At 73.3% G+C, this 22,772-nt stretch carries 19 protein-coding genes, 3 pseudogenes and 1 riboswitch; of the genes and pseudogenes, 8 read left to right on the top strand and 14 right to left on the bottom strand.

All coding sequences use genetic code 11. From position 1 onward, the window contains the following. Positions 1-197 precede the first annotated feature (197 nt). The 5 genes from IPT68_RS33335 to IPT68_RS33315 all read right to left on the bottom strand — a co-directional run bounded on the left by IPT68_RS33335 (position 198) and on the right by IPT68_RS33315 (position 4,273). Complete coding sequence (locus IPT68_RS33335; RefSeq protein ID WP_189700002.1) at positions 198-893, bottom strand: L,D-transpeptidase family protein; 696 nt, start codon at positions 891-893, stop codon at positions 198-200. A 265-nt stretch (positions 894-1,158) separates the two neighbouring features. After that, positions 1,159-2,073, bottom strand: coding sequence for an SDR family oxidoreductase (locus IPT68_RS33330; protein WP_189700003.1), 915 nt, complete (start codon positions 2,071-2,073; stop codon positions 1,159-1,161). 63 nt (positions 2,074-2,136) lie between these two features. Continuing rightward, a complete protein-coding gene (locus tag IPT68_RS33325; protein ID WP_189700004.1) occupies positions 2,137-2,511 on the bottom strand; it encodes a DUF4180 domain-containing protein in 375 nt (124 codons plus the stop codon). 44 nt (positions 2,512-2,555) lie between these two features. Continuing rightward, positions 2,556-3,185, bottom strand: coding sequence for an MBL fold metallo-hydrolase (locus IPT68_RS33320; RefSeq protein WP_189700005.1), 630 nt, complete (start codon positions 3,183-3,185; stop codon positions 2,556-2,558). Next, positions 3,185-4,273: an S-(hydroxymethyl)mycothiol dehydrogenase gene (locus IPT68_RS33315; protein ID WP_189700006.1), complete on the bottom strand. Its 1,089-nt coding sequence runs from the start codon at positions 4,271-4,273 to the stop codon at positions 3,185-3,187. Before IPT68_RS33315 ends, IPT68_RS33320 begins: the two co-directional genes overlap by 1 nt. Positions 4,274-4,758: 485 nt before the next feature. On the opposite strand from IPT68_RS33315, the gene IPT68_RS33310 reads away from it, so the two are divergent. Beyond that, positions 4,759-6,513: an ABC transporter ATP-binding protein gene (locus IPT68_RS33310; RefSeq protein ID WP_189700007.1), complete on the top strand. Its 1,755-nt coding sequence runs from the start codon at positions 4,759-4,761 to the stop codon at positions 6,511-6,513. 18 nt (positions 6,514-6,531) lie between these two features. Here the strand turns inward: IPT68_RS33310 and IPT68_RS33305 are convergent, their stop codons facing one another. After that, positions 6,532-6,825: a hypothetical protein gene (locus IPT68_RS33305; protein ID WP_189700008.1), complete on the bottom strand. Its 294-nt coding sequence runs from the start codon at positions 6,823-6,825 to the stop codon at positions 6,532-6,534. A gap of 169 nt (positions 6,826-6,994) precedes the next feature. Between IPT68_RS33305 and IPT68_RS33300 the strand changes: the two genes are divergently transcribed. The 3 genes and pseudogenes from IPT68_RS33300 to IPT68_RS34505 all read left to right on the top strand — a co-directional run. Then, on the top strand, positions 6,995-7,360 hold the full coding sequence (locus IPT68_RS33300; RefSeq protein WP_189700009.1) for a nuclear transport factor 2 family protein: 366 nt from the start codon (positions 6,995-6,997) through the stop codon (positions 7,358-7,360). 36 nt (positions 7,361-7,396) lie between these two features. Further along, positions 7,397-7,481, top strand: a riboswitch (ZMP/ZTP riboswitch). Positions 7,482-7,503: 22 nt separating this feature from the next. Next, positions 7,504-8,355, top strand: coding sequence for a bifunctional 5,10-methylenetetrahydrofolate dehydrogenase/5,10-methenyltetrahydrofolate cyclohydrolase (locus IPT68_RS33295; RefSeq protein WP_189700010.1), 852 nt, complete (start codon positions 7,504-7,506; stop codon positions 8,353-8,355). A gap of 67 nt (positions 8,356-8,422) precedes the next feature. Further along, positions 8,423-8,713, top strand: a pseudogene (locus IPT68_RS34505) (glycosyltransferase); the annotation flags it as partial. Positions 8,714-9,011: 298 nt separating this feature from the next. On the opposite strand, the gene IPT68_RS34500 reads toward IPT68_RS34505, so the two are convergent. Then, positions 9,012-9,674: a TetR/AcrR family transcriptional regulator gene (locus tag IPT68_RS34500; RefSeq protein WP_228040672.1), complete on the bottom strand. Its 663-nt coding sequence runs from the start codon at positions 9,672-9,674 to the stop codon at positions 9,012-9,014. Positions 9,675-9,807: 133 nt separating this feature from the next. Here IPT68_RS34500 and IPT68_RS33285 point away from each other — a divergent pair, with 133 nt between their 5' ends. Further along, positions 9,808-11,058 (top strand): YncE family protein, encoded by a 1,251-nt coding sequence (locus IPT68_RS33285; protein ID WP_189700011.1) that lies wholly within the window; start codon positions 9,808-9,810, stop codon positions 11,056-11,058. Positions 11,059-11,134: 76 nt separating this feature from the next. Here the strand turns inward: IPT68_RS33285 and IPT68_RS33280 are convergent, their stop codons facing one another. Further along, on the bottom strand, positions 11,135-13,108 hold the full coding sequence (locus IPT68_RS33280) for an elongation factor G (RefSeq protein ID WP_189700012.1): 1,974 nt from the start codon (positions 13,106-13,108) through the stop codon (positions 11,135-11,137). A 162-nt stretch (positions 13,109-13,270) separates the two neighbouring features. Here IPT68_RS33280 and IPT68_RS33275 point away from each other — a divergent pair, with 162 nt between their 5' ends. Further along, positions 13,271-14,371 carry an XdhC family protein gene (locus IPT68_RS33275; protein WP_189700013.1) on the top strand — a complete coding sequence of 367 codons (1,101 nt, stop codon included), beginning with the start codon at positions 13,271-13,273 and terminating at the stop codon, positions 14,369-14,371. Between the two features lie 208 nt (positions 14,372-14,579). Here the strand turns inward: IPT68_RS33275 and IPT68_RS33270 are convergent, their stop codons facing one another. From IPT68_RS33270 to IPT68_RS33245, 6 genes and pseudogenes are all read right to left on the bottom strand, one after another. After that, positions 14,580-15,080 carry a metallophosphoesterase family protein gene (locus tag IPT68_RS33270; protein WP_189700014.1) on the bottom strand — a complete coding sequence of 167 codons (501 nt, stop codon included), beginning with the start codon at positions 15,078-15,080 and terminating at the stop codon, positions 14,580-14,582. A 495-nt stretch (positions 15,081-15,575) separates the two neighbouring features. Continuing rightward, positions 15,576-15,959: pseudogene (locus IPT68_RS35150) on the bottom strand (SDR family NAD(P)-dependent oxidoreductase); the annotation flags it as partial. Between the two features lie 146 nt (positions 15,960-16,105). Further along, a complete protein-coding gene (locus IPT68_RS33260) occupies positions 16,106-16,285 on the bottom strand; it encodes a hypothetical protein (RefSeq protein ID WP_189700015.1) in 180 nt (59 codons plus the stop codon). 96 nt (positions 16,286-16,381) lie between these two features. Continuing rightward, positions 16,382-16,738, bottom strand: coding sequence for a DUF6479 family protein (locus tag IPT68_RS33255; RefSeq protein WP_189700016.1), 357 nt, complete (start codon positions 16,736-16,738; stop codon positions 16,382-16,384). Between the two features lie 122 nt (positions 16,739-16,860). Further along, the gene (locus IPT68_RS33250) at positions 16,861-17,280 is read right to left on the bottom strand and encodes a CBS domain-containing protein (RefSeq protein WP_189700172.1); all 420 of its coding nucleotides are present in this window, start codon (positions 17,278-17,280) and stop codon (positions 16,861-16,863) included. 67 nt (positions 17,281-17,347) lie between these two features. Beyond that, positions 17,348-19,792: a SpoIIE family protein phosphatase gene (locus IPT68_RS33245; protein WP_189700017.1), complete on the bottom strand. Its 2,445-nt coding sequence runs from the start codon at positions 19,790-19,792 to the stop codon at positions 17,348-17,350. Between the two features lie 151 nt (positions 19,793-19,943). Here IPT68_RS33245 and IPT68_RS33240 point away from each other — a divergent pair. Next, a pseudogene (locus tag IPT68_RS33240) lies at positions 19,944-20,373 on the top strand (class III lanthionine synthetase LanKC); the annotation flags it as partial. 234 nt (positions 20,374-20,607) lie between these two features. After that, positions 20,608-22,746, top strand: coding sequence for a SpoIIE family protein phosphatase (locus IPT68_RS33235; RefSeq protein WP_189700018.1), 2,139 nt, complete (start codon positions 20,608-20,610; stop codon positions 22,744-22,746). Positions 22,747-22,772 lie beyond the last annotated feature (26 nt).

Raw genomic sequence — 22,772 nt, 5'->3', positions numbered from 1 at the left:
ATGCCGGCGGGCCCGGATCGTCTCCTCCACCGTGTTCCTCGCCACATCCACCAGGCCGCCCCCTCTCCGGCGGCCCGCCACACCCTGCCGGGCGTCGTCGCGCACGAGTCCGCGCGACAGGGTGGTGTACGGCTGGAGATCCCGTAATGCGACGACGCGCCGGGGGCCTGACGCGTCCGGGCCGGCCGGGTGTCCCGTCAGGTGCCCGGCTTGCGCCCGTACACGTAGACGTCGTCGCCGGTCTTCAGCAGCGACCAGTACTTCTGGGCGGCGGTCCTGGTCATGTTGACGCAGCCGTGCGAGCCGGGCGGGTTCCACATGCTCAGCTTCACGGAGTGGAAGGCCTGGCCGCCGTCGAAGAACTGGGAGTAGGGCATCGGCACGTTGTAGATCGTCGACACGTGGTCGATGTTGCGCCAGTAGATCTTCTTCAGGCCGGTGCGGGTCTCGTAGCCGTTCTTGCCGGTGCGGACGGGGACGGGGCCGTAGACGAGCTTCTTGCCGTCCTGGATCCAGCTGAGCTGGAGCGTGAGGTTCACGCAGGCGATCCGGCCCTTGTTGACGGGGCACTTCCCGGCCTTGTTGGGGTTGTTGCCGACGGCCTTCTGCTTGATCATGAGATCCATCACGCCCCAGGTGACGGGCCCCGCGTAGCCGATGTTCGGGCTGATGCCGTGCTTGGTCTGGAACGCCTGGATCGCCTTGCAGTCGGCGGCGGACTGCCTGCCGTCGACGGGGCGGCCCAGGAACTTCTCCACCTGCTTCTGGTACGGCCCGGTCTGCGTGGTGCAGCTCGCCGCCTGCGCCGGGCCGGCCCCCAGCGCGAGCGTGAGCGGCGCCACCAGTGCGGTGGTCCCCAGGACGACGGTGGCCCGTCTGCGTGTCTCCCCCATGGCTGGCCTTGTCTCTCGCAGGGAATGCGCGTCTGCCGCGCGGTCTCTGCCATCTAGACCGGCCCTGCGCGGGATCGGTTGTAGCGGCGGGCCGACCGCGACCGAACGGTGACATTCGGGGATACACGGGAGGAACGAAGCAACAGAAGAGGGAGAAGGGGACGGCGGGGCCGTTGCCGCGCGCGGCCGCCGCCCGGGGCAACGGCCCGGCGGGATCTCACGGCAGAGGCCCGTACGCCGTCCGGTCCGCGTCCCCGGCCGGTCGTCACCGGTACCCGGTGGTGTCGGCGGGCTTGCCCGGGTCCTGGACCTCGGTGAGGTAGCGCCAGGCGTCCGGCCGGCTGCCGTCGAGGTCGGTGAAGCCGTACTCCTGTGCGAGTCCGCCGCTGGACAGCGACTGCCCGTTGAAGCGGGACACCCCGGCGTCGGCGGCAAGGGCCGCGACGGCGCGGCCGACGTAGCGCGGGGTCTCCGAGATGGCGAAGTGCGGAACCTGTTCCAGCGCGTCCCGCCAGTTGTCCTCGCGGACGCCGAAGTGTTCGAGCATCATCTCCGAGCGCAGCCAGCCCGGGGTGAGGGCCACGGCGGTGGCGCCGCGTGGTCCCAGTTCGTGACCGAGGGAGAAGGCCATGCGCAGGACGGCCGCCTTGGCGAGGTCGTAGAAGAAGTTCACCCGGTAGGTGTCGTGGTTGTAGTCGGCCGTGCCGTCGGTCATCTCCACCACCAGTCCGCCGGGCCGGCGCAGGAGGAGCGGCAGGGCGTGGTGACTGGTGACGGCGTGGGTCTCGACTGCGAGGCGGAGCAGCCTCAGCCCGTTGTCCAGGTCGTGCTCCCACAGGGGCGTGTCCCACTCGAAGAGCTTCTCGCCGCCCCAGATGTCGTTGACCAGGACGTCGAGACGGCCCTGCTCGCCGTCGATGCGGTCGACCAGGGCGCGGACCTGAGCGGGTTCGAGGTGGTCGGTGGGTACGGCGATGCCGTGGCCGCCGGCCTCGGTGACCAGGTCGGCGGTGTCCTCGATGGTCTCGGGCCGGTCGTACTCGGAGCGGCGGGCGCGGGTGGTGCGGCCGGTGACGTAGACGGTGGCGCCGGCCGCCCCGAGTTCCACGGCGATCCCGCGGCCCGCACCGCGTGACGCGCCGGCGACCAGCGCGACCCTGTCCTGCAACGGCTGTGACATGTCCGACCTTTCGTGTAGCTGCTTTCGGGGAAGGAGCCTGCCGCGAAAGCCGGACATCTTCTGTCACCTTTCCGAGCGCAGCCTTGCCGCCAGTTCGTCCTCGTCCGGCAGGAACCAGATGTGACCGCCCTGGTTGGTCTCGCGCAGGAAGTCCCGCAGGGCGGTGCTGCGCGCCACGTGCCGCGACACGTCCCCGACGATCGCGAGCCGCAGCCGGTAGTTGACGAACTTCTGCATCACGGCCCCCGCGACCCCCGAGCGCAGCAGGAAGAACTCGTCCGCGACCCGCTCGACGGGCACGGCCACCACGGCGGCATCCTGCCCCAGGGCGTCACCGATCAGATCGAGCGCCGCCTGTTCGCCGTCCAGCGGCGGGCCGTCGGAGGCGCAGCGCAGCACGCGTACGTCGTGCAGGGTCTCGAGCGAGTTCGCAGTCATGGCGCGTGATCGTACTGGCGTTCCCGCCGGGTTTCGCCCGGTTTTCAGTGGCCGCGCGCGATCCACTCCTGCAGGTGCGGGGCCTCCGCGCCGATGGTCGTCGCGTCACCGTGGCCGGTGAGCACCTTGGTCTCCGGCGGGAGGGTGAGCAGCCGGTCGCGGATCGATTCGATGATCGTCGGGAAGTGGGAGTAGGACCGGCCGGTCGCGCCGGGACCGCCCTGGAAGAGGGTGTCACCGGTGAAGACCACGCCGAGGCCCGGGTCGTACAGGCAGACCGCGCCGGGGGCGTGGCCCGGCGTGTGCAGGACCCGCAGGTCGGCGCCCGCCGCCTCGATGACCTGGCCGTCGAGCAGCCGGGCGCCCGGGTCGTGGTCGGGGTGGGTCTGCTTCCACAGCGGCAGGTCGTCGTGGTGCAGCCAGACGACGGCTCCGGTGCGCCGGGCGAGCTCGGGCGCGGCGTTGATGTGGTCGTTGTGCGCGTGCGTGCACACGATGGCCGTCAGACGGCGGTCGCCGACGGCCTCCATGATGGCGTCGACGTCGTGGGCGGCGTCGATGACGACGACCTCGTGGTCGTCGCCGACGAGCCACACGTTGTTCTCGACGTCCCAGGTGCCGCCGTCGAGCGTGAACTGGCCGGAGGTGACGAGCCGTTCGATGCGCGGGGTCATCACAGCACCACCACCGAGCGCAGCACGTCGCCGTGGTGCATCCGCTCGAACGCCTTCTCGACCTCGTCGAGCTGGATCGTCTCGGTCACGAAGGCGTCCAGGTCCAGGCGCCCCTGCAGGTGCAGGTCGATCAGCATGGGGAAGTCGCGGGACGGCAGGCAGTCGCCGTACCAGGACGACTTCAGCGCGCCGCCGCGTCCGAAGACGTCGAGGAGCGGGAGTTCGAGCTTCATCTCGGGGGTGGGTACGCCGACGAGGACGACGGTGCCGGCCAGGTCCCGGGCGTAGAAGGCCTGCTTGTACGTCTCCGGGCGTCCGACCGCCTCGATGACGACGTCGGCGCCGAAGCCGCCGGTCAGTTCGCGGATGGCCTCGACCGGGTCGGTCTGCGTCGAGTTGACGGTGTGGGTGGCGCCCATGGTGCGGGCGGTCTCCAGTTTGCGGTCGTCGATGTCGACCGCGATGATCCGCGCGGCTCCGGCCAGGTGCGACCCGGCGACGGCCGCGTCGCCGACGCCGCCGCAGCCGATGACGGCGACGGTGTCGCCGCGGCCGACGGCGCCCGTGTTGATCGCGGCGCCGAGGCCGGCCATCACACCGCAGCCCAGCAGTCCGGCGACCGCCGGGGAGACCGCCGGGTCGACCTTGGTGCACTGGCCGGCCGCGACCAGTGTCTTCTCGGCGAACGCGCCGATGCCGAGGGCCGGGGAGAGTTCCTGGCCGGTGGCGGCCAGAGTCATCTTCTGCTCGGCGTTGTGGGTGTCGAAGCAGTACCAGGGCCGGCCGCGCAGACAGGCCCGGCAACGGCCGCAGACCGCTCGCCAGTTGAGGATCACGAAGTCGCCGGGCGCCACGTCGGTGACGCCGTCGCCGACCGTCTCGACGATGCCGGCGGCCTCGTGGCCGAGCAGGAAGGGGAACTCGTCGGTGATGCCGCCCTGCTTGTAGTGCAGGTCGGTGTGGCAGACCCCGCAGGCCTGCACCCGCACCACGGCCTCCCCGGGCCCCGGGTCCGGCACGACGATCGTCTCGACCCGCACCGGCTCGTCGCGCCCCGGTGCGATCACGCCGCGTACTTCCTGCGCCATGGTGGTGGCCCCTTCCGTCTCCGCGCGTCCGTCCCGCTGTCCGACCCTACGTGTGACCGATCGGTAAGGGGGCGGTTCGCGCGGCCGGCGGGAGGCGGGGCGGATCACATCCGGCCACCGCCCACACGAGCCGGGGCACCCGCACCACGGTGCTCACGGCTGCCCGGGGTGGCGCGCGCGGCCCGTCGCGGTCGATCCGTCCCATGACATCGATCGGGTGACCGCGGGCGCCGCGAGACCGCTGATCGCCGCCGCCGGCCCCGTCGTCGCCCTGCCGGGGCACACCCGCGCCGCCGCGGTCCGCGCCCGACCGGCGGGACCCGGGCCGGCGGCAGGAACAGCCTCACCGCCCCCGTGGCCCACGCTCCCGCGCCGGCCGGGCTCGGCCGCGGCGTGATCCGGACGTCGGGCCCCGCATGCGGAGGTCGGCTGTCAGTGCTCCCCCGTAGTCTCTGAACGTCCCGCCGGATTCGTGAAGGAGCAGCGTGAGCATCGCACAGACGGAGACCGCACCGCCCCCGTGGCGCATGCTCCTCGGCTATGTACGACCCCACAAGTGGGCCCTCGTCCTGGGCGCGGTGCTCTCGCTGGTCACCGGGGCCACCGGGCTGCTGCTGCCGCTGGTGGCACGGGAGTTGATCGACGACCTCTCCCACGACCGGGCCATCACCGGGGCGTTGGCCGCCATGTCGGCGCTGGTCGTGGCGAACGCCGCGGTGGGCGCGCTCGGCGCCTACGTGCTGCGGCGCACCGCGGAGTCGGTGGTGCTCGGCGCGCGGCGCACCCTCTCGTCGTACCTGCTGCGCCTGCGCATATCCGCGGTGGACCGCAGCGAGCCCGGCGACCTGATGGCCCGGATCACCTCGGACACCACGCTGCTGCGCGAGGTCACCACCGACTCCCTGGTGGGCCTCGGCACCGGCGGGCTCACGCTGGCCGCGACCGTGGTGATGATGGGCCTGGTCGATCCGGTGCTGCTCGGCGTCACGCTCGCCGTGGTGCTCGGCGCGGGCACGGTCCTCGGTGTGATCGTGCCGCGCATCAACAGGGCCAGCCGGCGGGCGCAGGACGCCGTCGGTGTCATGGGCGCCTCGCTGGAGCGGGTGCTGGGCGCGCTGCGCACGGTGAAGGCCTCCGGGGCCGAGCACCGTGAGGAGCGGACGCTGCACGCTGCGGCGGAGGAGTCGTGGCGACAGAGCGTACGCGCCGCCAAGTGGTCGGCGGCCGCGGGCAACACGGCCGGGCTGGCGATGCAGATCGCCTTCATCACGGTGCTCGCGGTGGGCGGCGCGCGGGTCGCGACCGGCGCCGTCGACGTCGGCACGCTGGTCGCCTTCCTGCTGTACGTCTTCTATCTGATGGCGCCGATCCAGCAGGTCGTCGGCGCCCTCACCCAGTACCAGACGGGTGCCGCGGCCCTGGCCCGCATTCAGGAGGCGCTGCGGCTGCCCGCCGAACCTCCGGCGTCGGCCGCCCCGTTGCCGTCGGAGGACGCGCACCCGGCGGCGCTCGCCTTCGAGGACGTCCGCTTCCGCTACGCCGAGGACCTGCCGTACGTCCACCACGGCGTGACCTTCGAGGTGCCGGCGCGCGGCATGACGGCCTTCGTCGGTCCGTCCGGTGCGGGCAAGACGACCGTGTTCTCGCTCATCGAGCGGTTCTACGACCCCGAGTCCGGCGTGATCACGCTGGACGGGCGGGACCTCACGGAGTGGGAGCTGCCGGCGCTGCGGTCGGCGATCGGCTACGTCGAGCAGGACGCGCCGGTGCTGTCGGGATCGCTGCGCGACAACCTGCTGCTCGGCAATCCGGAGGCCGACGACGACGTCCTCGCGCGGGTGCTGAAGACGACCCGGCTGGACGGGCTGGTCGGGCGGCTGCCGAACGGGCTCGACACGCTCGTCGGGCACCGCGGCACCAAGCTGTCCGGCGGGGAGCGCCAGCGGGTGGCGATCGCCCGCGCGCTGCTGCGCCGCCCGAGGCTGCTGCTCCTGGACGAGGCGACGTCGCAGCTGGACGCGGTCAACGAGGCGGCGCTGCGCGACACCGTCGCGGACGTGGCCCGCACGACCACCGTGCTCGTCGTCGCCCACCGGCTGTCCACGGTGACGATGGCCGACCGGATCGTGGTGATGGACGCGGGCAAAGTGCGTGCGGTGGGCACCCACCGCGAACTCGTGACCGCCGACCCGCTGTACGCGGAGCTGGCGGCCACGCAGTTCCTGGCCACGGCCGGCTGACGGGCCGCGGTGGCGGGCTCACCGGACGGCGGGGAGCAGTCCGGTGAGCGGCGCGGCCATGTCGGTGACCTGGCGGAGCTGGTTGAGGTCGTTCAGCCGCTTCAGCCCCGCCAGCTGCGCGGACGGCCGGGGGATCTCCTCCCTGTGCTCGGCGGGGATGTCGCTGACGGTCAGGGAGTCGAGCAGCGCGACCGGGCCGAGCCGGCCGGCGCTCCGGGCGTCGGCCTCGGACGCGTTCACCGACGGGGCGGCGAGACCGGTGACACTGGCCGCGAGACCAACGGCGGCGACGATACGACGTGTTGAGATCATGCTCTCAGCAACGCGGACCGCCCCCGGCCGGACACGGTCGGCCCAGCCCCCTCACCCGACAGGCGCAGCCGCCGCCCGCTTGCCGAGGCCGACGCGGCGGAGGAATCTCGTAGGAGAGGCCCTCCGCGGCCCGCGTCCCCGCAGGCCGCGGCCCTCGAAGGAGGTCACGATGGGTACTGCGGCCAGTCCCGCCTTCGACGCCGAGACGTTGCGCCGGGGCATAGAAGGCAATCCGAACACCCTCCTGTCGCTCTACGCCGACGACGCCGAACTGCGTGTGGTGGACCACGAGGCGCAGCCCAGCCACCCACGGGTGCTGCACGGCCGCGACGAGATCAGCGCGATGCTCGACGACGTCTACAGCCGCGACATGACGCACAAGCTGGAGGAGTGCATCGTGCAGGGCGACCGCGCGGCCTTCAGCGAGTCCTGCGAGTACTCGGACGGGGTCCGGGTCTTCGCCGAGTCGATGATCAGGCTGCGCGACGGGAAGATCACCGAGCAGACCCTGATCCAGGCGTGGGACGAGCAGTAGCGCGAAAGCGGACGCGGCACGGCCTCGGTTACCCTGTTCCGGGGCCGTGACTGGCGCTGAGGTGGAGTACCACCGGGGAGCGGTCCACATCGAGTAGATGCCGCGCGCCTGGGCGATCCGGTCGATCGACCCAGGAGTGGATCATGTCTCAGGCCCGGCTCATGGACGGCACCGCGCTCGCCCGGCGCATCGTCGAGGACGCCGCGAAGCGCGCCGCCGCTCTCACCGACCGCTCGGGCGCCGCCCCGTGTCTGGCGACGGTGCTGGTGGGCGAGGACCCCGCGTCCGTGACCTACGTCCGGATGAAGCAGAACCGTTGCCGCAGGGCCGGGATCACCTCCCGCCACGTGGCGCTGCCCGCCGCCACGACCACCGAGGAACTCGTCGGCACCCTCGAGGCCCTCTCCGCGGACCCCGGGGTGCACGGCATCCTGCTCCAGCACCCGGTCGGCGAGCACATCGACGAGCGTGCCGCCTTCGAGGCGATCGCGCCGGAGAAGGACGTCGACGGCGTCACGTTCGCGTCGTTCGCGACGATGAGCTTCGGGCTGCCGGGGTTCGTGTCCTGCACGCCCGGCGGGATCATGCGGCTGCTCGACGAGTACGACGTCGACCCGGCCGGGAAGCGGGCCGTGGTGGTCGGCCGCAGCGCGATCCTCGGCAAGCCGGCCGGCATGCTGCTGCTCGCGCGGGACGCCACGGTGACGTACTGCCATTCCCGCACCCGGGACCTGTCGTCGGTCGTCCGGGAGGCGGACATCGTGGTCGCCGCCGTCGGGCGCCCGCGCCTCGTCCGGGGCCAGGACATCAAGCCCGGCGCCGTCGTGATCGACGCCGGGTACAACGCGGGGAACGTCGGTGACGTCGACTTCGACTCGGCCGTGGAGCGGGCCTCGCTGATCACGCCGGTGCCGGGCGGGGTCGGTCCGATGACCATCGCCACGCTGCTGGAACAGACGGTCGACGCGGCCGAGCGACAGCTGCGGGTGGCCTGAACTCAAGCCGCCGCAAGGGGCGTTCGCCCGGAATGACGCCATGCTTTCCGGCGTGCGAGTGACGCTCATGACGGCGGGTTCCCGGGGCGACGAGGCCCCTTACACCGGGCTGGGGCTCGGTCTGCTGCGGGCGGGACACGAGGTCACGCTGGTCACGCACGGCTGCTTCGCGCCGCTGGTGGCGGACTCGGGGCCGGGCTTCCGTCCGCTGCCGGTGGATCCGCGCGCAGAGCTTCCATCCGCACGCGGGCGGGCCCTGCACCGCAGTACGACAGGCGTCGGGAAGTTGCTGCGGGTGCTGTCGATGGCCCGGGCGCCGGCCGGCCGGATGACCGACGGCCTCGTCACGGCCGCACGGGAGTGCGGGCGGAGTCATCAACGCGATCAGCACCGAACTCCACCGTCTCGGCGCCGCCGAAGCCCGTGCCCGGGTTCTCGCCGTCCAGGACACCGTCGGCGAACTGCTCGACACCGCGCGACGCCAGGGTCGGACCCCGGCGCAGACAGCCGCCGACATGGCCGGTCAGCGCCTCCGCGCGGCCTCGCCCCAGCCGGCCGAGCCGCGTCGGTGACCCGAGCAGGAGAGGCGACGGCGACAGGCGGCGACCGCGTCCCAGGCTCCTGTCTGCGGTCCTCGTCCAGGCGGGCCACCCCCGTCACCCCACCGCCGGCCGCCACCCCGCGGGCCGCAGGATGCCCAGCAGTTGCCGGACCAGTTCGTCCACCACCTCGTCCAGGGTCGCCGGTACCCGCCCCGCGCTCCAGTCGTGGATCAGCCCGTTGACGCTGCCGATGAAGGCCGTCGCAGCGATGCGGTAGTCGCGGCGGACCGCCTCTCCCCGCTCGGCGGCCGCCTGCGCCTCGGCGCAGATCAGGTCGACCCAGCGGGCGCGGCGGGCGAGCCGCTGCTCCTCCATGCGCGGGCTGACACCGACGATCTCGACGAAGGTGACGCGGATACGGCGGGGGTCGGCGGTGACGTTGCCGGCGTACGCGCGGAAGATCGCGTCGGCCCGGTCGGCGATCGGCGCGCCCTGGGTGACGGCCGCCGCCGTGAGCACGGCTTCCTCGGCCCAGGCGTTGACCTGGAGGTGGAGGGCGGCGAGGACGTCCTCCAGGGTGCTGAACTCCTCGTAGAACTGCCGGGTGGACAGCCCCGCCGCCTCGCTGAGCGCGGCGACGGTGGTGGCCCGGTAGCCGGGGCTGTCGCCGAACAACTGGAGCGCCGCGTCCAGGAACCGCCGGTGCCGCTCGGCCTGCCGTTCCTCGGCCGACTTGCCGCCGTAACGGCCCGTCGGCGCCCTGAGCCTGCCCGCCAACATCCCTCCCGCTGAGCACTGTTGGCCAATTTTGTCGTGCGCGCGGTCTTGTGGAGAAGGCCGCCCCCTCCCTACTTTCCAGTAAGTCCAACTCTGAACGGCCCCGTATTCAGATGCGACAGGGAGAGCCGTCATGCCTGCCCCCAGCCCCAGGCACCTCTGCGCCATCGCCGCCGCCCTCACGCTGACTCTCACCGCCCCCGCCGGCACCGCCGTCGCCGACGACGCGAACTCCGCCCTGCGCGACGTCCTGTTCGTCGGCAACAACTGGGACGGCACCGCCGACGTCATCGAGTCCACCGGCGACTTCTCGAGGATCGGCCGGATCGACGTCATCCCCGACAAGGAGCGGCGGATGGCCGAGATCAACGCCGACCCCATCAAGTGGATCTACTTCATGGCGATCCGCAACAGCGTCGGCGAAGGCCACGACCAGTTCGTCGACGACATGTACGCCACCCCGGACGGCACGGCCGTGGTGGTCTCCCGCCCGAGCTTCGCCGACGTCGTCTCGATCGACCTCGCCGACGGGGACATCAACTGGCGCTTCCCGGTGTCGGGGTACCGCGCCGACCACATGGCGGTCTCCCCCGACGGCACCCGGGTCGCCGTCTCCGCCTCGACCTCCAACACCGTGCACGTGCTGGACATCGGCACGGGCCGGCAGATCGGCTCCTTCGCCACCGGCGACAAGCCGCACGAGAACGTCTTCAGCAAGGACGGCAAGTACATCTGGAACATGGCCATCGGCGACGTCAACACCGCCCTCGACGCGCCCTGGCTGGACTGGACGAAGGGCGACCGCCGGATCACCGTCGTCGACGCGACGACGTTCCGGCAGGTCAAGGTGATCGACATGCGCGAGCGGCTGGACGCGATCGGGCTCGACGACCACTCCGACGCCGTCCGCCCCGCCGCGTTCAGCCCCGACGAGACCAAGCTGTACTTCCAGGTGTCATTCTTCAACGGCTTCTTCGAGTACGACGTCGCCACCGACAGGATCACCCGCGCCAAGACCCTGCCGGCGAATCCGGACACGAGTGAGGACCGCACCACCTGGGTCAACGACTCCCGCCACCACGGCATCACCATGAAGCCCGACGGCACCAAGCTGTGCGTCGCGGGCACCATGGACGACTACGCGGTGGTCGTCGACCGCGCCACCCTCCGGGAGGGTCCGCTCGTCCCGGCGTCCAAGCCCTACTGGTCGACCGTCAGCGGGGACGGCACGGCCTGCGTGGTCTCCGAGAGCGGCGCCGACCAGGTCACCGTGATCGACTTCGCCACCGGCAGGAAGCTCGTGTCGGTCCCGGTCGGCGACCACCCGCAGCGCGTGCGGGCGGCCCGGGTGCCCGCCGACTGGAGCGGCCCGTCGGCCGGTTGACGCTCCGCGCGGCCCGCGCGGTGGGCTCGGCGCGGCCGCGCTCGGCGGTGTGCGGAGGGGGCCGTCGTCCCGGTGGTCACGCGCCGACCCGGCGCGTCACGTTGAGCAGGTACTCCTTCCGGTTCAGCGGGTTGTGGTCGGTGCGCGGCCGTTCGGGCACCGCCACGCCGGGCGCGACGGGCGCGTAGTGATCGAAGGCGCTGTCCAGTTCGCCCTCGCCCCGGGTGAGCCCCGGCACCTGCTGCTCCAGGGCGTGCACCCGGGCCGCGGGCACCGAACCCTCCAGGACGCAGGCGGCGCCGCGGATCACGGTCGTCCGCGGTACGGCCCGCAGCGCGGCCAGCACCGGCAGCAGGGCGCCGAGCGTGTCGGCCGGGGCCTCGACCCGGAAGCGGTGCATCGGTTCGTGCACCCGGGTGCCCGCCCGTCGCAGGGCCTCGACCAGCACCAGCGGGGTCAGGCCGCGGAAGTCCTGGCCGGTGCTGGACATGCTCTTGTCGAAGCCCTGGTGCGCGTGGCTCTGGCGCGGCGAGTAGCCGCTGTGGGTCATGGTGACCGTGCAGTCGGGGATCCGCCAGCCGTGCAGGCCCTGTCCGAGGGTCTCCCGGACGGTGTCCTCGACGGCCTTGAAGAAGGCGTACGGCATGGAGCCCAGCTCCACCTCCAGCCGGAAGCCGACGCCCGCGCCGGGCGGCGCCGGGTCGACCCGGAGCCCCACCGTGGCGAGAAACGGGTTGGCGTCCTTCTTGTTGAACTCGACCGCCGCCCCGGTTCCGGTCAGCCGCTCGACGCACAGCGGGGTGGTCTCCCGGAAGGTGACGTCCAGTCCGTAGTCGGCGGCGAGCGTCGCCTGGACGACCTCCTTCTGCACCTCGCCGTACAGGGACACGGAGGTCTCCTGGCGCACCTCGTCGTGCCGCAGGGCGATCAGCGGGTCCTGCTCGGCCAGCTGGGTGAGCGCCAGATGCAGGGCCCGCCGGTCCGTCCCGGGACCCGGTACGACGACCGTCTCCAGGCTCGGCGGGGCGAAGAAGTGCCCGTACGGCGTGCGGGGTACGCCGAGGCAGTCGCCGATCCTGATGTCGGCCAGGCCCCACACCCGGGCGATGCGGCCCGCCGGGACCGCGTCCTGCCGGGCGTCGGTGCCGTGGTCGAAGACGCTGATCGCGGTGATCCGGCTCTCCAGGCCCGCGTCGCCGCAGGGGACCCGGTCACGGACGCGCAGCGTGCCCGAGAACACGCGGGCGTAGGCCACCTTCTCCCCCGCCGGGCCCCGCTCCACCTTGAAGACCGTCCCGGAGACGGGGCCCTCGGGGTCGCCGTCGGCGGTGGGCAGGAGGTCCCGGATGCCGCCGATCAGGGCGTCCACGCCGGCGCCCGTGATGGCCGAGCCCGCGTAGGCGGGGTGGACCAGTGCCTGCCGCGTCCGGTCGGCGAGGGCCGTACGCAGCAGGTCGTCCGGGACGGAGCCCTCGACGTAGGCGGCGAGCAGGTCGTCGTCGTGGTCGGCGAGGACGTCGAGCGCGGCCGGGACGGGGCCGGGGGTGAAGCCGGCGGCGCGGGTGCCGAGGCCGGTGGCCGTGCCCATGGGGACGACGGGCGCGCCCAGCCGCTCGGAGACCGAGCGCAGCACGTTCTCGTAGCGGGCCCCACGGCGGTCGATCTTGTTGACGAAGAGCAGCGTGGGGATGCGCAGCCGCCGCAGCGTCCGCATCAGGACGCGGGTCTGGGCCTGGACGCCCTCGACGGCCGATACGACCAGCACGGCGCCGTCCAGGACGCCGAGCACCCGCTCGACCTCGGCGATGAAGTCCGGGTGACCAGGTGTGTCGATGAGGTTGACGGTCACGCCGTCGACGGGGAACGAGACGACGGCCGACTTGATGGTGATGCCGCGCTGCCGCTCCAGCGCGAGGGTGTCGGTGCGGGTGCTGCCGGTGTCGACGCTGCCGATCTCGTCGATCACCCCGGCGGTGTGCAGCAAGCGTTCGGTCAGGCTGGTCTTACCCGCGTCGATGTGCGCGAGAATCCCCAGGTTGAGCAAGTGCACGAAGCGTCATGTCCTTTGTGGTGAGGGTCGGGGCGACGGTGGGGGACATGAACGCTGCTCGCATCGGTGACTCCTCGCTCGGTGACGCCTGGTCGGGTGCAGTGCAGCACAACCGGGGCGGCGCGACAATGGATTAACGCTCAACGATGCGAGGGTCCAGGCATGCGAGAAATTCTCCCGGCACTGAGCAGCTGGTACGCGGACTCGGCCCCGTTCGGGCTGGCCACGGTCGTGGGGGTGAGCCGCAGCGCGCCGCGTGACCCCGGGGCGGCGATGGCCGTGGGGCCGGGCGACGAGGTGGTCGGCAGTGTGTCGGGGGGCTGCGTCGAGGGGGCGGTGTTCGAGCTGGCGCAGGAGGTCGTGGCCGACGGCGAGGCCCGGCTGGAGACGTTCGGGTACAGCGACGAGGACGCCTTCGCGGTGGGGCTGACCTGCGGGGGTGAGATCACCGTGCTGGTCCGGCCGGTCACGCCCGAGCGGGACCCCGCGTTCGGGGAGGTCGCCCGGTCCGTGGCGGACGGCACCCCCGTGACCCTGGCGACGGTCACCGACGGGCCGGCGCCCCGCGGGGCCACGCTCGCCGTGTGGCCCGACCAGGTGACCGGCACGCTCGGCACGAGCGGCCTGGACGTGGCGGTCACCGCCGACGCGCGCGGCGAACTCGCTCTCGGTGCCACCGGCGTACGGCACTACGGTCCGCACGGGGAGCGGCGCGAGGACGACGTGTCGGTGTTCCTGCACTCCTTCGCTCCGCCGCCGCGGATGCTGGTGTTCGGCGCCATCGACTACGCGGCGGCGGTGGCCCGCGTCGGCGACTTCCTCGGCTACCGGGTCACCGTCTGCGACGCCCGCCCCGTCTTCGCCACGCCGAAGCGGTTCCCGCCCGGCGTGGAGGTGGTCGTCGACTGGCCGCACCGCTATCTGCGCGGCACCGACACCGACGAGCGCACGGTGGTCTGCGTGCTGACGCACGACCCGAAGTTCGACGTCCCGCTGCTGGAGGAGGCCCTGCGCCGGCCCGCCGCGTACATCGGGGCGATGGGCAGCCGCCGCACCCACGACGAACGCGCCGAACGGCTCACCGAGGCCGGGCTCACCGCCCGTGAACTGTCCCGGCTGCGCTCCCCGATCGGACTCGACCTGGGGGCCCGTACGCCGGAGGAGGTGGCCGTGTCGGTCGCCGCGGAGATCGTCGCCCTGCGCTGGAACGGCAGCGGGGCGCCGCTGACGGTGACGGGGGGCGCGATCCATCCGGCGCCGTAGGCCCTGTCATGGGCCACGGCGTAGGTCACGACGTCGGTCACGTGGAGGCCACGGCGTAGGGCACGTCGTCGGTCACGTGACAGGTCACGCCGTGGGCCCCGGACCCGCGCGGTCACGCGGGCGTCGGATGCCGGCCGACACCGCGCTCGTCAGCCGCCGACCGCGCACCAATACGTGCGCCAGGACGTCCGCCGGTACGTCCGCCGGGTCAACGCGGCGGCAGCCGGTGCAGCGTCACGTCCGTGAGGCGGCCGTCGGTGACGGTGGCGGTCATGTACGTGCAGTGCGGCTGGCGGCGGCGGTCGGTCGGGGACCCCGGGTTGAGCAGACGCAGACCGCCGGGGGCGGTGGTGTCCCACGGGATGTGGCTGTGGCCGAAGACCAGAACGTCCAGGTCGGGAAAGCGGGCGGCGCAACGGGCCTCGCGCCCCTGGGCGGGGCCCGTCTCGTGGACGGCGCCGAAACGCAGGCCGCCGAGTTCGGCGTGCGCCACCTCGGGGAGCCGCGCGCGCAGGTCGGGGCCGTCGTTGTTGCCGTACACCCCGATCAGCCGGCGGCAGCGGCTCTCCAGCAGATCCAGCGTGGCCGTGTCGACCCAGTCGCCGGCGTGGAACACGACGTCGGCCTCGGCCAGTTCGGCGAGCAGCGCGTCCGGCAGCGCCTTGGCACGCTTCGGCAGATGGGTGTCGGACATCAGGAGCAGGCGCACGGCCTCAGCGTAGGACGGCCGCCGCCCGCGGGGCGCGGCGACGGCCGGCTCTCCGGGAACACGGGGTCTCCGGCCCTCCCCGTCACGCCGGACGGCGAGCCGGCCCCGCACGGGTGCGCGGGGCCGGCTCGTGGCGTGAGTGCGGGTCATGGGTGCGGGGGCACGAGGTCGTCGAAGGTGCCGGGCACGAGGTCGTCGAACCGCCGGCCGTTTACTTCGCCTCGGCGAGCCGGATCGCGTCGGGACCGGTGCTGCCGCTCCCGGGAACCGCAGCCGGCCGGTCGTGTCGTGCACGGCTCGCCACACCGTCTCGGCGACGTCGCTCTCCTCGGTGAAGACGTCCTGACCCATGAAGTCGTCCACGGTCGCCTTCGCGAACGCCGCGTACGGCGCCGGGACCAGTTCGTCCGGCGCGGCGCCCTGCGTCGCCTTGGCCGCGAAGCCGGTCGTCAGGCAGGCGCCCGGCTGGACCGTCTTCGCCCGCACGCCGAACGGCGCGAGTTCGAGCGCGAGGGACGCGGTGAACCCCTCGACGGCCATCTTGCTCGCCTTGTAGACGGCCGAGAGCGGCATGTGTCCCAGCACCACGCTGGAGGTCACGTCGACCACCACGCCGGAGCCGCGCTCGCGGAACTGGGGCAGCACCGCCTGCGTCGTCGCCATCGCGCCGAAGGTGTTGGTCTCGAAGACCTCCCTGACCCGGGCCATGGGGGTGCCCTCACACACGCTGATCGAGGGGACGCCCGCGTTGTTGACCAGGGCGTCGACCGGGCCCGCCGCCGCGAACGCGGCGGTGAGGGAATCGGGCCGGGTGACGTCGAGTTCGAGGACGCGGAGCCGGTGCGACTCGGGCAGGACGCCCGGGCACGGTGTACGCATCGTGGCGACGACGTTCCATCCCTGCTCGTGGAAGGGGAGGGCGGTGGCGCGCTCACGGCCCGCCGGACGCGCGCCGACTGGCTCGCCCGGCTCCTGTCCGCCGGGGCGGCCGCCTGACGCCGCCGCGCGGGGAACGGCGCGGTGCCTCAGTCCTCACCCCGCACGATGTTGCCCTCAGGAGCCGTCTGCGAGGTCCGCGGTCCGTCCGGGCTCTCCACGGCCGGGAGCCAGGTGCGCAGTTCGCTCTTCGCGCGCAGGCGGCGGGCCTTCGACCAGCCGGTCTCCAGGCGGCGGACGACGGGTTTGTCACTGGTGGACGTGGTCACGACGCAACCTCTTCCTTCTGCGTCCCCTCGTACGGATGTACGGAACTGGTGACCGGGTCCCCGTCGTCGCCGCTGGTAAACGCCCTGCCTCACCGGTCAGGCACCGCCGGGGCCGCCGCTGCCGAACGAACCGCTGGAGCCACGGTTCCAGCGCGGCCGGCGCTGATCGCCGCTGCGGGCGCCGCCGGAGGGCCTGAGGTCGTGGGGGGTGAGCCGGTCGTCCCCGGTGATCGCGTTGGGTTCGCGCTGTTCCCGGGTCTCCCGGACCGCGCCGGAGGCCGGCAGCCTGGGCTGTTCGTCGGGCCTGGGCCGGCGCGGCTCGCGCTTGCGCACCTTGATGCCGAGCAGGACGGCCCAGATCAGCGTTGCGGTGACGACGAGGCCACCGACGAGGACCGCGACGAACCCGGCGACGGAACCGGCGGCGGCTGCTTCGTATGCGGTGAGGTTCATGGGCTCCGAGTACCCGGTCACGGCCCGTGGATGACTCCGGTCGGTTTCCCGACGGCCGGCCGTGGGACGCGTGCAGGGGCGTCACCTCACGTCACCCCGGGCGCACGCGTCCAGCCGGGCGCTCAGATGTTGGGCTTGGCCGCGCTGATGTCACCCAGCGCCGACTCCGGTTCGCGCTCGATCGCCAGGTCGCCCAGCGACACGATGCCGACCGGGTGGTCGTCCTGGACGACCGGGACGCGGCGCACGGCGTGCTCGCGCATGAGTTCCACCGCGTGGGTGAGTTCCTCGTCGGGCCCCACGGTCACCAGGTCGTCGCTGCACGCGGCGGCCACGGTGATCTCGTCGGGGTCGCCGCCGTCGGCGATCGACCTGACCACCAGGTCGCGGTCGGTGACCAGCCCGCGCAGGTGGTCGCCGTCCGTGACCAGGACGGCTCCGAGGTCCTGGTCACGCATGATCCGGGCCACCGCCGTGACGGAGGTCTGCGGTTCGACGGTCACCGGGTCGCCGGTCATGATGTCGCGGACGTACTGGGCCATGACCCACCTCCTCAACTGCTGTTCCTCGGCCCCGAGTACCCGCCCGGGCCGCGGCGGCACGTCGAGGTCAGTCATTCAGGCACAGTTCGCACCACACCTGCTTGCCGCCGCTGACCGGCACCGCCCCCCAGGCCACGGACATGGCCTCGACGAGCAGGAGACCGCGGCCGCCGGTGGCCTCCCAGCCGATGCTGGTGGGCTTGATGGGCGTGCGCGGCGAGGTGTCGGCGACGGCGACGCGCAGGCGGCTGTCGACGAGGGTGAAATCGAGACGGACCGGGCCGTCGGTGTGCACGAGGGCGTTGGTGACGAGTTCGGAGACGACCAGCAGGACGGCGTCGAAGGGCGCGGTCACGCCCCAGGCGCGCAGGGTGCGGCGGGTGAAGCGGCGGGCGTGCCGGACGGCCTCCGGAACCCGCCAGACGGTCCAGGTCTCACGGCGGGGCAGGACGTCCATGCCGTCGTAACGCATCAGGAGCAGGGCCACGTCGTCGCCGCGCTGCGCGTCGCCCAGCAGGCCGTCGGCGACCTGGCCGAGGTGCGCGGGGTCGGAGGTGGCGAGCCGGGCGGCGAAGCCCGCGATGCCCTCGTCGATGTCCGTCTCGGCGCTCTCGACCAGGCCGTCGGTGGTCAGCGCGAGCAGGGTGCCGGGCTGGAGCCGCAGCGGGCTCATCGGGAAGTCGGCCTGCGTCATGACGCCGAGCGGCGGGCCGCCCTCGGCCTCGGCGACGTGGGTGCTGCCGTCGGGGTGGCGCAGCACCGGCGGCAGGTGCCCGGCGCGGACGCACCAGGCGGAGCCCTCCTCCATGTCGACGTCGACATAGGCGCAGGTGGCGAAGAGGTCGGTCTCCATGTCGACGAGCAGCCGGTTGGCGTGCGAGACGACCACGTCCGGCGGATGGCCCTCGACGGCGTAGGCGCGCAGGGCGGTGCGCATCTGGCCCATCAGGGTGGCGGCGCCGGCGCTGTGGCCCTGGACGTCCCCGATGACGAGGGCGACGTGGTTGTCGGGCAGCGGGATCACGTCGTACCAGTCGCCGCCGACCTCCAGCCCTGCCGTGGCGGGCAGATAGCGGGCGACGGCTACGGCGCCGGGCAGTTGCGGCAGGCGGCGCGGCAGGAGCTGGCGCTGGAGCATGGCGACGAGTTCGTGCTCGGCGTCGAAGGCGTGGGCGCGCATCAGGGCCTGCCCGGCGAGGCCGGCGGAGGCGGTGAGCAGGGCGCGTTCGTCGGGGCCGAAGTGGTGCGGGCGGTCCCAGCCGATCAGGCAGGCACCGGCCATCCGGCCCGCGGCGGGCAGCGGCAGGACGGCGAGGCCGCCGGGGCCGACCTCGGCGAGCGCCGGTTCCAGGGCGGTGCCCGCGGGCCAGATCTGGGCGCGGCCCTCGCGCAGGGCGGCGGCAAGGGTGGGCATGGCGCGCACGGGCGCGTCGGGCCATTCCGTGCGCCACTCCAGGCGCCACAGCTCGGGCCAGGCCTCCGGTTCGGGCGGGTCGAGGACGGTGACGACGAGCCGGTCGTGCTCCAGTTCGGCGAGGGCGATCCGGTCGGCGTGCAGCGGCACGCGCAGGGCGGCCACGACGGCCTGGCTGACGTCGCGGACGGTGCCGGCGGTGGACAGGGCGGCGGCCAGGCGCTGGACACGGGCGACGTCCGTCACGTCGGACCGCAGGGTCGAGGCGTCGTCGACCGTGCCCGACAGCCGGGCCGGGACGCCCTCGCCGCCGGGCACCAGGCGGCCGCGCAGCCGCAGCCACTTGGGTGGCCCGGTCCGCTGGACCACCCGGAATTCCAGTTCGCGCTCGCCGATCGTCATGTGGTCGGCCTCCACCACCGACATCAGCGAGGGCAGGTCCTCCGGAACGGTGCAGCGGAGCAGCGTCTCGACCTTGCCGTCGAACTCGTCCCGGGTGAGGCCGAACAGCTCCAGGATGTCGTCGCCGACCTCCACCCGGCCGGTGTCCATGGCCAGGCTGAACGCGCCCGGCGGCAGCTCACGGCCCTCGGCGGGCGGGACCGGGGTGGGTGCGGCGACCGCGTCGGCGATCAGCTGCAGGCACGCGCGGTCCTCGGCTCCGAAGCCGTCCCGGTACTCGGTGACGGCGAGCAGGCAGCCCCCGTCGCCGTCGCGGCGGACGGGAAGCGCGGCCAGGGAGAAGCCCCGTGAGGCGGCGCGGCGGGCCTCCCCTCGGTCGGCGCGTTCGTCCGGGCCGAGCCACACGGGGCGCCCGGTGCGGTGGGCGTCGGCCACCGGGGAGCCGCCGGCGAGCTGGTAGCCGTCCCGCAGGCCGTACAGGGTCTGGGGCACCCCGGCCGACTCGGTGAGGCACAGCAGCTCGCCGCTGTCGCTGGGGGTGTACACGGCGGTGAAGGTCGCGCGCGCGAAGACGAGGGCCTGTTCGAGGACCCGGTGCCTGCGTTCGGGGGTGTCCGGGTCGGTCGAGAGCGCCGAGAGGGCGTCCTCGGCACGCAGCACTCTCGCGCTGCGTCCGGCAACGCCCTCACTGACCACGTCGGTATTACAGCGCTAATGACCGCCGCGCGCAGCCCCTGTGAACACGGTGTGGCCGCCTGATGGCCGACGGAGCGGGCTGGTGGAGCGGGCGGGCGGAGCGGGCGAGGGGCGCGAAACGCACCGAACCGGTTCTTACCCGTGCGTACCGCACGGCGGGCTCGCCGGGCGGGGCCTGGTCCTCGGCCACCTGGCGCGCACCACCGGCGAGGAACGGCGGGCCGGCGAGGCCGCCCGGATCCTGCTTGCTGGGACGGCCGGCCGAGCCGCCGCCCGACAGGCCGCGCCGACGGGCCGGGCTGCTGCGCGGCGCGAGCGGACCCGCGTTGTTCCTGCTGCGCCGCTCCGGGGAGACCGGCGAGCGCGCGCTGCTGGACGCGGCCGGGGCGGCACTGCGCCGGGACCTGGACTGCTGCGTCGTGCAGAAGGGCGGATCACTGGAGGTCGACGAGGGCCGGCGGACCATGCCGTACCTCGGCGACGGCAGCGTGGGCCTGGGCATGGTCCTCGACGACTACCTGGCCCACGCCGGCGACGAGGCGGGGACCGCGACGAGCGCCCGTGCCACGCTGCTGACCGCGTGCGCCGGGCCGCTCGGGGGGCACGGGAATCCGGCCAGCGGGGTGCGGGGGCGCGCGACGCGCCCGCGCCCCACCGCACGCTTCGACTCCAGGGGCATGGGCCGGGGCGGTCGGGGTACGCGGTGCCTTTGCCCAGCCGCCGCCCGGCCCCGCAGGTGGGACGGCTCGCCGTGCGAGGCGGACCGTCCCGCGACAGATTGATCCCTGGGACTCGTCCCGCGGCGCTGCGAGGAGGTGGTCGGCGTGTCCGACGAGCAGGCGCCCGCGGCGCGCCGGGTCTCCGCCGGTGCTCCCCTCCTGTCGCTGGCCCTGGCCACGATGATGGACGGCGTCAACGCCCACTCCGGCGGGATGTACCTGATGGACGCCGACGAATCGGTGCTGGAGATGGCGGTCATGGCGGGGATGCCCCGGGCGTTCTCGGCGCCGTGGGAACGGGTGGGGATCGGCGCACCCGTCCCGGTCGCCGACGCGGCGCGCGAGCGGCGGCTGGTCTGGGTGGACGGCGACGACGACATGTCCCGCCGTTACCCGCGCGTCGCCGTGGTCCTGCCCTACCCCTTCGCGCTGGCCGCGCTGCCGGTGGCGACGGAGACGAAGGTCTACGGGGCGGTGTTCCTGACCTGGCCCGGTTCCCAGCACCACGAGCTGAACGACCGGGAGCGCGAGCATCTCACCGCGGCCTGCGAACGGCTCGCCGTGCGACTGGAGCGGGCCGCCGCCGAGAGCCGCCCGGTGCTCCCGGAGCCCGATCTGCTCGTCGCGCCGCCCACCGGAGGCGTGGCCGGCACGCTGGGCACGGTGGAGGCGGCACGGATGGTGGCGCGGCTGCCGTACGGGCTGGTCTCGCTGGATCTGCACGGACGGATCACCTTCGCCAGCGCGGCGGCGTCCGAGCTGATCGGCGTTCCGACCGGCCGGCTGCTCGGCACCCAGCTGTGGGCGGCGGTGCCGTGGCTGAACGACCCGGTGTACGAGGACCGGTACCGGGCAGCGCTGATGAGCCAGCAGAGTACGTCGTTCGTGGCGGTGCGGCCGCCCGGCGACTGGCTGTCGTTCCGGCTCTATCCGAGTACGACGGGGCTGAGCGTGCGCATCAGCAGGGCGCGGGCCGTGTCCGAGATGGGCCGGAAGGCGCCCCCGTCCGGCGACGGGTCGTCCCGGCTGGTGACCATCTCCCACGTACTGAGCCTCGCCGGGGCGCTGACCGAGGCGGTGACCGTGCAGGACGTGGTGCAGCTGGTCGCCGAGGAGGTGGCGCCGGCCGTGGGCAGCCGGGCACTGATGGTGCTCGGCTCCCGGGCGGGCCGACTGCACGTGCTGGGGCACCGCGGCTATCCGGACCCGCACATCGTGGAGCGATTCGACGGGATTCCGCTGAGCGCGCCGACGCCGGGTGCGCACGCGCTGAACAGCGGGGTGCCGGCGTTCTTCGAGTCCCAGACGGAGCTGGAGCGGCTGTATCCCATCCGGCACGCGGCCCCGGACGGCTACGCGGCCTGGGCGTATCTGCCGCTGATCGCCTCCGGGCGCCCGGTGGGCACCTGTGTGCTGGCGTACGCCGAGCCGCAGGCCTTCCCCGCCGACGAGCGGGCCGTACTGACCAGCCTGAGCGGGCTGATCGCCCTGGCGCTGGAGCGGGCCCTGCTGTACGACGCCAAGCACCAGCTGGCGCACGGGTTGCAGGCCGCGCTGCTGCCGCCGTCGCTGCCGCCGCTGTCCGGGATCGAGACCGCGGCGCGCTATCTGCCGGGCACGCGCGGCATGGACATCGGCGGCGACTTCTACGACGTGGTGCCGGGCGACGGGCCGGCGGCCGCGGTGATCGGGGACGTGCAGGGGCACAACGTGACGGCGGCCGGCCTGATGGGCCAGATCCGCACGGCCGTACGCGCCTACACGACGGTGGGGCAGGCGCCGGCCGAGGTCATGCGCAGCACGAACCGGCTGCTCATCGACCTCGGGGCCGATCTGTTCGCCAGCTGCCTGTACCTGCGGCTCGACCCGGGTCGCGGGCGGGCCGTCATGGCCCGGGCCGGGCATCCGCCGCCCCTGCTGAGGCGGCCGGACGGCAGGGTCCGGGTGCTGGACCTCGCGGGCGGCCCGCTGCTCGGGATCGACGGCTCGGCGACGTATCCGACGACCGAGGTCGACCTGGCGCCGGGATCGGTGCTCGTCCTCTACACCGACGGGCTGGTCGAGTCCCCCGGCGTCGACATCGAGGAGGCGCTGGCCCAGCTGGGACAGCGGCTGGCCGAGGCCGGGGAGCGGCCCCTCGACGAGCTGGCCGACGTGCTGGTGGGGGCCGGCGGGCGCGCGCCGGAACGGGTCGACGACGTGGCGCTGCTGCTGCTCCGGGCGAGGGAGGTCTGACGGCCGAACGGGTCCAGGAGGTTGAA

The sequence above is a fragment of the Streptomyces chromofuscus genome (genome assembly GCF_015160875.1).
GTDB classification, from domain to species: Bacteria; Actinomycetota; Actinomycetes; order Streptomycetales; family Streptomycetaceae; genus Streptomyces; species Streptomyces chromofuscus.
This window is presented reverse-complemented; position numbering and strand designations above follow the sequence as displayed.

What these genes read in the sequence shown, in the direction of transcription:
- IPT68_RS33320 (WP_189700005.1), bottom strand. Translation starts at nt 3,185, where the DNA reads ATGACCCCGCGCATCGAACGGCTCGTCACCTCCGGCCAGTTCACGCTC.
- IPT68_RS33325 (WP_189700004.1), bottom strand. Translation starts at nt 2,511, where the DNA reads ATGACTGCGAACTCGCTCGAGACCCTGCACGACGTACGCGTGCTGCGC.
- IPT68_RS33305 (WP_189700008.1), bottom strand. Translation starts at nt 6,825, where the DNA reads ATGATCTCAACACGTCGTATCGTCGCCGCCGTTGGTCTCGCGGCCAGT.
- IPT68_RS33275 (WP_189700013.1), top strand. Translation starts at nt 13,271, where the DNA reads ATGCGAGAAATTCTCCCGGCACTGAGCAGCTGGTACGCGGACTCGGCC.
- IPT68_RS33300 (WP_189700009.1), top strand. Translation starts at nt 6,995, where the DNA reads ATGGGTACTGCGGCCAGTCCCGCCTTCGACGCCGAGACGTTGCGCCGG.
- IPT68_RS33335 (WP_189700002.1), bottom strand. Translation starts at nt 893, where the DNA reads ATGGGGGAGACACGCAGACGGGCCACCGTCGTCCTGGGGACCACCGCA.
- IPT68_RS33315 (WP_189700006.1), bottom strand. Translation starts at nt 4,273, where the DNA reads ATGGCGCAGGAAGTACGCGGCGTGATCGCACCGGGGCGCGACGAGCCG.
- IPT68_RS33250 (WP_189700172.1), bottom strand. Translation starts at nt 17,280, where the DNA reads ATGGCCCAGTACGTCCGCGACATCATGACCGGCGACCCGGTGACCGTC.
- IPT68_RS33255 (WP_189700016.1), bottom strand. Translation starts at nt 16,738, where the DNA reads ATGAACCTCACCGCATACGAAGCAGCCGCCGCCGGTTCCGTCGCCGGG.
- IPT68_RS33330 (WP_189700003.1), bottom strand. Translation starts at nt 2,073, where the DNA reads ATGTCACAGCCGTTGCAGGACAGGGTCGCGCTGGTCGCCGGCGCGTCA.
- IPT68_RS33295 (WP_189700010.1), top strand. Translation starts at nt 7,504, where the DNA reads ATGTCTCAGGCCCGGCTCATGGACGGCACCGCGCTCGCCCGGCGCATC.
- IPT68_RS33285 (WP_189700011.1), top strand. Translation starts at nt 9,808, where the DNA reads ATGCCTGCCCCCAGCCCCAGGCACCTCTGCGCCATCGCCGCCGCCCTC.